General features: G+C 69.9%; 6 protein-coding genes and 1 pseudogene. 2 read left to right on the forward strand and 5 right to left on the reverse strand.

Annotation, left to right across the window (positions count from 1 at the left end; all coding sequences use genetic code 11):
* Nucleotides 1-205: pseudogene (locus ACZ4E1_RS28165) on the reverse strand (TerD family protein); the annotation flags it as partial.
* A 179-nt stretch (nucleotides 206-384) separates the two neighbouring features.
* Between ACZ4E1_RS28165 and ACZ4E1_RS28170 the strand changes: the two are divergent.
* Both ACZ4E1_RS28170 and ACZ4E1_RS28175 read left to right on the forward strand, forming a co-directional pair.
* The gene (locus tag ACZ4E1_RS28170; RefSeq protein ID WP_467544351.1) at nucleotides 385-1242 is read left to right on the forward strand and encodes a RecB family exonuclease; all 858 of its coding nucleotides are present in this window, start codon (nucleotides 385-387) and stop codon (nucleotides 1240-1242) included.
* Nucleotides 1243-1280: 38 nt separating this feature from the next.
* The gene (locus tag ACZ4E1_RS28175) at nucleotides 1281-1952 is read left to right on the forward strand and encodes a response regulator (protein ID WP_467544353.1); all 672 of its coding nucleotides are present in this window, start codon (nucleotides 1281-1283) and stop codon (nucleotides 1950-1952) included.
* 83 nt (nucleotides 1953-2035) lie between these two features.
* Here ACZ4E1_RS28175 and ACZ4E1_RS28180 read toward each other — a convergent pair whose 3' ends face one another.
* From ACZ4E1_RS28180 to ACZ4E1_RS28195, 4 genes are all read right to left on the reverse strand, one after another.
* A complete protein-coding gene (locus ACZ4E1_RS28180; protein WP_467544356.1) occupies nucleotides 2036-3607 on the reverse strand; it encodes an ABC transporter substrate-binding protein in 1572 nt (523 codons plus the stop codon).
* A gap of 82 nt (nucleotides 3608-3689) precedes the next feature.
* Nucleotides 3690-5297, reverse strand: a complete 1608-nt coding sequence (locus ACZ4E1_RS28185; protein ID WP_467544359.1) for an ABC transporter substrate-binding protein — start codon at nucleotides 5295-5297, stop codon at nucleotides 3690-3692.
* Nucleotides 5298-5705: 408 nt separating this feature from the next.
* Entirely contained in the window at nucleotides 5706-6401 is a 696-nt protein-coding gene (locus ACZ4E1_RS28190; RefSeq protein WP_467544363.1) for an HAD family hydrolase, read from the reverse strand.
* A 122-nt stretch (nucleotides 6402-6523) separates the two neighbouring features.
* A partial coding sequence (locus ACZ4E1_RS28195; RefSeq protein WP_467544365.1) for a vitamin B12 dependent-methionine synthase activation domain-containing protein occupies nucleotides 6524-7510 on the reverse strand: 987 nt, incomplete at its 5' end.

The raw sequence follows: 7510 nt of genomic DNA on the forward strand, positions 1-7510 counted from the left end.
CAGCCGATGACGGGGAATCCGGGGTCGCCTCGCTGGCGTCCGGACCGGGGCCCGCGGACGCCGGGGAGTCATCCGGCGCGGGCGGCCGGGGTGCGTTGGCGGGCGTCGGGGCGCCCGGCTCGGCCGGGGGCTCGGGGGGCGTGTCGGCGTGCGGGGGCGGGGTCGTCCCGCCGGTGCCCGACTGCGGCCGGCCGCTCTCGTCCACGGTGATCCCTCGGTCCCCTCGTTCGAGCGTCTCCCGCCGCCGGGCGGGACGTTCTGGCGTCGATGGTATGCGGACGGTGTCCGGCGGCCCGCGCCGACTCCCCCGGGTCCACGCTACGCAAGACGCAGCCGACCGCGCAGGTGCCTGACTGTCAGTGGCGGGCCGTAAGGTCGGGGGTCATGGAGACCAGTGCCCAGCCCGCCCGCGAGCCCGCCCGGCCCGCCTCACTCTCGCCGTCGCGCGCGAGCGATTTCATGCAGTGCCCGTTGCTGTACCGGTTCCGGGTGATCGACAAGCTGCCGGAGAAGCCGAGCGAGGCGGCGACGCGGGGCACGCTGGTGCACGCGGTGCTGGAGAGACTGTTCGACGCGCCGGCCGGGGAGCGGACCCCGCCGCGGGCGAAGTCGCTGATCCCGGGTCAGTGGGACCGGCTGCGGGAGAGCCGCCCGGAGCTGGCGGAGCTGTTCGCGGACGATGCCGAGGGCGAGCGGATGACCCGCTGGCTGGGCGAGGCGGAGCGGCTGGTCGAGCGCTGGTTCACGCTGGAGGATCCGACGCGGCTGGAGCCGGCGGACCGGGAGCTGTTCGTCGAGGCGGAGCTGGCGTCGGGCCTGAGGCTGCGCGGGATCATCGACCGGGTGGACGTGGCGCCGACCGGCGAGGTCCGCATCGTCGACTACAAGACGGGCAAGGCGCCGCGCCCCGAGTACGCGGAGGGCGCCCTGTTCCAGATGAAGTTCTACGCGCTGGTGGTGTGGCGCCTGAAGGGGGTCGTGCCGCGCCGGCTCCAGCTGGTGTACCTGGGCAGCGGTGACGTGTTGACGTACGACCCGGTCGTGGCGGATCTCGAGCGGGTGGAGCGCAAGCTGCACGCGCTGTGGGACGCGATCCAGACGGCGACGGAGTCCGGGGAGTGGCGGCCGCGGCCGACGAAACTGTGCGGCTGGTGCGACCATCAGGCGGTTTGTCCCGAGTTCGGCGGGACTCCCCCGCCGTATCCGTTGCAGGTCGGGGTGCCCGGGTCGGGCACGCCCTAGCAGGGCAGAATGGGCCCGGACTACCGAAGGAGAGTTTCGTGGCCATCCGCGTCCTACTGGTCGATGACCAGCCGCTGCTGCGTACGGGCTTCCGCATGATTCTCGAGGCCGAGCAGGACATCGCGGTCGTCGGCGAGGCCGGCGACGGTCTCCAGGCTCTCGACCAGGTGCGGGCGCTGCAGCCCGATGTGGTGCTGATGGACATCCGGATGCCGCGGATGGACGGGGTCGAGGCGACCCGGCAGATCACCGGACCCGGCCGGGACGGTCCGGCGAAGGTGCTGGTCCTGACGACGTTCGACCTGGACGAGTACGTGGTGGAGGCGCTGCGGGCGGGGGCGAGCGGCTTCCTGCTCAAGGACGCGCCGGCGCACGAGCTGGTGCAGGCGATCCGGGTGGTCGCCGCGGGCGAGGCGATGCTGGCGCCGAGCATCACGCGCCGCCTCCTGGACAAGTACGCGGACCATCTGCCGTCGGGCGAGGATCCGGTGCCGGACACCCTGCACACGCTCACCGAGCGCGAGGTGGAGGTGCTGAAGCTGGTGGCGCGCGGGCTGTCGAACGCGGAGATCGCCGCGGACCTCTTCGTCAGCGAGACGACCGTGAAGACGCATGTCGGGCACGTGCTCACGAAGTTGGGGCTGCGCGACCGGGTGCAGGCGGCGGTGTACGCGTACGAGAGCGGTCTGGTGCGTCCCGGGGCGCAGTAGCAGGAACGGGATGCGCGTGAGGGGCGGCGGTCACCGGGATGGTGACCGCCGCCCCTCACACGTGTCCGGGACGGGACGCGGGCTCAGCCCTTGCTGATCTCCCAGAAGCGGAAGACGGTCGACGCGTCGAGGCAGTTCTCGAGGCCGTAGACGTTGTCGCGGGTCACGGCGTACTGCTTGGCCTGCCAGACGGGCAGGATCGGCAGCTGCGCGGCGACGATGTCCTGGAGCTGCCCGTACTGCTCGCTGGTCGAGGAGCGGTCGCTCTGCGCGCCGGTCTGCGGAACGATCGTCCCGGTGATCGTCGCGTTGTCGTAGTGGTTGCCGAGGACGTTGCCGTCGCCGAAGAACGGCTGGGTGAAGTTGTCCGGGTCCGGGTAGTCGGGCACCCAGCCCTTGACGTAGACGCCGTACTTGCCGGACTTGATGTCCCGCTCGTACTGGGACAACTCGACGGACTTCACGTCGGCGTCGAACAGGCCGCTGGCGTTGAGCTGTCCGGCGATCGCCTTGAGCTCGGCGTCCGTGGCGGGGCCGTAGCGGACCGGGGTGGACCACAGGGTGATCTTGACCTTGCCGGTGATGCCGTCGGCGCGCAGGGCCTGGGCCGCCTTCGCCGGGGAGGGGCGGGCGCCGTAGGTGTCGAAGAAGGCCGTGTTGTGACCGGTGATGCCCGCCGGGATGATCGAGTACAGGGCGGCGGTCGTGTTGTCGTAGACCTTGTCGATGAGGGCGTCGCGGTCGAGCAGGTAGGCCATGGCCTTGCGGACCGAGAGCTTGCCGGCGACGGGGTCCTTCATGTTGAAGACGAGGTGCTGGACCTCGGCGCTGTTGCCCTCGACGACGTCGATGCCCTTGGTGCCGGCCTTCTCGATGTCGGCGATGTCCTGGGCGGCGAGACCGCGGTACGCGAGGTCGATGTCGCCGTCGAGCAGGGACTTCTTGAGGCCCTTCTGGTCACCGTGGAAGAACTTCATGGTGACGCCGGAGTTCTTGACCTTGGCGTTGCCCTTGTAGGACGAGTTGACCGAGAAGACGGCCTGGCTCTTGCCGTAGGAGTCCAGCTTGTACGGTCCGGAGCCGACGGCCTTGCCGTCCGTGCGGAGCCGGCTCGCGGGGTACTCGGTGTGGTCGACGATCGAGCCGGCGCCGGAGGCGATCTTGCTGGGGAAGGTCGCGTCGGCGTACTTGAGCCGGAAGACGACGGTGCTCGCGTCGGGGGTCTCGACCTTGTCGAGCATCGGGAACATGATCGCCGGGCCGGCGTCGTCGTCGATGGTCATCGTCCGGTCGAAGGAGTACTTGACGTCCTTCGAGGTGAGCGCGTGCCCGTTGCTGAACTTGAGCCCCGGGCGCAGGGTGCACGAGTAGACCTTGGTGGCGGCGTCGCTGAAGTGGCATTCCTTGGCGGCTTCCGGCACGGGCTCGGTGCCGCCGTTGGGGAAGCTGAGGAGCGACTGGAAGACGTTGTTGAACAGCAGCCACGAGCCGGGGTCGTAGCCGGACGCGGGGTCGGTGGCGAGGACCTCGTCGGACATCCCCATGACGACGGACTCACCGTCGGCGGCGGTGTCCGACTGCTCGTCGCCGCAGCCGGCGAGCAGGGCTGCGGCGAGCACCGCTCCGATGGACGGGACCAGCCACTGGTTGCGCATTCTCACGTACGTGCCTTGTCGTCGGTCGTGCGATAGAGCGGGGCCGGCCGCGGCGTCGGGACCGGCCCCATCAGGCGGATGCTCAGCCGCTGACGCCGCGGCCGAGCTCCCACAGCTGGAGGACGGAGGAAGCGGACAGTGCCCACTCCACACCGGTGATGTCGTCGCGCGCGGCGACGTACTGCTTGCCCTGCCACAGCGGGAGCACGGGCACGTCGTCGGCGACGATGTCCTGGATCCGCTCGATGCTGTCGGTGGCGGTGAGCCGGTCGGCCTCGCGGCGCTCGGCCGGGATCAGCCGGCCGCGGATGTCGCTGTCGGAGTAGGGCGAGTTGAGGAAGTTGCCCTTGTCGAGGAACGGCGCGAGGAAGTTGTCCGCGTCGGGGAAGTCGGGGAACCAGCCGAGGCCGTAGACGTCGTACTTGCCCTTGAGCTCGGCGGGGCGGAAGGTCTCCCAGGGGTCGCCCTTGATGGAGACCTTGAAGAGGCCGCTCGCGTCGAGCTGCTTCTTCAGGATCTCGAACTCCTTCTGGGTGGCGGCCCCGTAGTGGTCCGTCGTGTAGTGCAGCGTGAGCTTCACCGGGGTGGTGATGTTCGCGCGGCGCAGGGTCGACGTGGCCTTGGCGACGTCGGGGTCCCCGTACTTGTTGGAGAAGGAGTTCTGGTGGCCGGTGATGCCGACCGGGACCAGGGAGTAGAGCGGCTGGGCGGTGGTGCCGTAGACGCCGGCGATGATCTCGCCGCGGTCGACGACCTGGGCCATCGCCTGGCGGACGGCCTTGTCCCGGACGGTCGGGGCGGCGGTGTTGAAGCCGAGGTAGCGGATTTCCATGCCGGGCATCTCGACCAGGTTCACGTTCTTCGGCGGGTTGTCGCCGTAGGACTTGATCTGCTCCGGGGACAGGGTGCGCGTCATCAGGTCGACGTCGCCCTTGTCGAGGGCCTTGCCCATGGTGTCGGCGTCGGCGAAGGAGCGCAGCTCGACCTTGTCGTTCTTCGGCTTCAGCTCACCCTTGTAGTGGGGGTTCTTGGTGAAGACGGTCTTGACGACGGCGTTGTCCTTGACCTCGGCCTTGAGGGTGTAGGGGCCGGAGCCGTCCACCTCGAAGCCGTTGCGCAGGCTGTCCTTGGGGTAGTCGTCGGGGTTGACGATGCCCGCGGTGGGGGTGGCCAGCTTGTACGGGAAGGTGGCGTCCGGGGTGTTGAGGTGGAAGATGACGTCCCGGGTGCCCTGCGTCTCGATCGTGTCGATCGTGGAGAGCAGGCTCCAGGAGCCGCTGTCGCTCTCGATCTTGCGGACGCGGTCGATGGAGTACTTCACATCGGTCGCGGTGACGGGGGTGCCGTCGGCGAACTTGAGGTCCTTGCGCAGCTTGCACGCGTACCGCTCGCTGCCGGTGTCGGAGAAGATGCAGCTCTCGGCGGCCTCGGGGACGGGCTCGCCGCTGCCGCTGCGGGGCATGGCCATGAGCGTCTGCACGGTCTGGCGCAGCAGGTTCCAGGACCCGGCGTCGTAGGCGTAGGCCGGGTCGAAGGGGGCCGGGGCGTCCTTGGAGGCGGTGAACCGGTCGGTGGTGCCCACGACGATCGCGTTGCCGTCCGACGATCCGCCGTCGGACCCGCCGCACGCGGCGAGCACCGGAGCGAGCAGACCGATCACGGCCGGCAGCACCAAAGTCTTGCGGTTCATGCTCGTACTTCTCCAGAGCTGTTGGTTCCCGTGGCCCGCGCGGGCGGGGGTGGTGCGCGCGCGTCGGCGGGAGGGTTTGCGGCGATGTTCTCGCGACGACACTAATGGGCTCGCGGAGGGACATCGCAGGCGCTGGAGAGGGCGGCCCATCACGCTCCGAAACCGGGTGTGGACGCACCGAAACACCTGAGGGGGAAGGTTCGTCGCAGGGGGCGACCAATCGGGACACAAGGTGAGGCCATCGAGGGCGGAAGGGGCCCCTCCGAGACCCGGGTCCGGCACTGTCGACCCCCCGCCGAGTGGGAAAGGTCACATGTTCAACTTGATCGGCGGGGGTTCCCATTCGGCCGCGACGGCGACTTCACGCCGCCTCGCGGGACGGCCGCGCCGATTACCGGTCAGTTGCCTTCAGGGCGTCATCAGCCCGTGCAGGAAAGGCAGGTTGACGTGTTCGAGGGAGCGGACGACGGTGCGCCGGGGGGCCGCCTCGATGGGGGCGACGGACGGTACGGCGACGACGTGGCAGCCGGCGGCCTCGGCCGCGGCGACTCCGGTCGCGGTGTCCTCGATGACGGCGCAGCGGCGCGGGTCGGCGCCGAGGCCCGCGGCGGCGACGAGGTAGGGGTCGGGGTGCGGCTTGGTGCGCTCGACCTCGTCCCCGGCGACGGTGAGCCGGAAGTTCTGCTTGCCGAGGGAGTGCAGGACCCGGTCGATGATGCGGCGGTGGGAGGCGGACACGAGCGCGGTGGGCACACGGTGCGCGGCGAGTTCGGCCAGGAGTCTCGCGGCGCCCGGCATCAGCGGCAGAGACCGGCTGATGCGCTCTTCGAAGCCGTCGTTGAGGAGCACGGTCAGCTCGGGCAGGGTGATGTCGGCGCCGGTGGCCTCGATGAGGAAGCCCGCGCTGCGGGTCATGGGCCCACCGACCACGACGTGCCGCCAGGCCTCGTCGAGGGTGTGGCCGAGCGCGGCGAACACCGTGACCTCGGCGTCCCACCAGAAGCCTTCGGTGTCGACGAGGGTCCCGTCCATGTCGAGGAGGACGGCCTGGAGGGCGGACCCTTCGGCCGTTCGGGTACCGAGTGCGGGGACCGTGCTGGTCATCTAGGCACACCTCCATGAGGGACGAAGAGGCCGGTCTCCCTTCCTGAGCGGAAGGGCGACCGGCCTGCGCTGGACCGACAAGTGTACGTCGGACCCGGCTGTCGCGCGTCTGAGTACTGCGCTTATCGAGCGTTGAAGTACTTCGCCTCGGGGTGGTGGATGACGATGGCGTCGGTGGACTGCTCGGGGTGGAGCTGGAACTCCTCGCTGAGGTGGACGCCGATGCGCTCGGGCTCCAGGAGCTCGGCGATCTTGGCCCGGTCCTCCAGGTCGGGGCAGGCCGGATAGCCCAGCGAGTAGCGGCAGCCCTGGTACTCGGTGCGGAACATGCCGGCCATCGCGGACGGATCGCTGCCCGAGATGCCGAGCTCGGCGCGGACGCGGGCGTGCCAGTACTCGGCGAGGGCCTCGGCCAACTGGACGGACAGGCCGTGCAGTTCGAGGTAGTCGCGGTAGGAGTCGGAGGCGAACAGCTCGGCCGTGGCCTCGCCGATCTTCGAGCCCATGGTGACGACCTGGAGGCCGACGACGTCGGTCTCGCCGGACTCCTCCGGGCGGAAGAAGTCCGCCAGGCACAGCCGGCGGCCACGGCGCTGGCGCGGGAACGTGAACCGGGTCCGCTCGTTGCCCTCGTCGTCCAGGATGATCAGGTCGTCGCCCTTGGACACGCACGGGAAGTAGCCGTAGACCACGGCGGCTTCCAGCTGGTTCTTCGTCTGGAGCTGGTCGAGCAGACCACGCAGCCGCGGCCGGCCCTCGGTCTCCACGAGCTCCTCGTACGAGGGCCCACCGGTGCGGGCCTGCTTGAGCCCCCACTGGCCCTTGAACAGGGCGCCCTCGTCGAGCCAGGAGGCGTAGTCCTTGAGCGGGATGCCCTTGATGACACGGGTGCCCCAGAAGGGCGGGGTGGGGACCGGGTTGTCGACGGCGACGTCGGAGCGGCCGATGTTCTCCGGCTCGTCGAGGGTCACTTCACGCTTGGGCACACGGCGCTGCTTCAGCTCGGGCAGCGTCGCTCCGGGGACGCCGCGCTTGACCGCGATGAGGGCGTCCATCAGGCGCAGGCCCTCGAACGCGTCGCGGGCGTAGCGGACTTCGCCCTCGTAGAT

This window comes from Streptomyces sp. NPDC025806 (genome assembly GCF_055558275.1).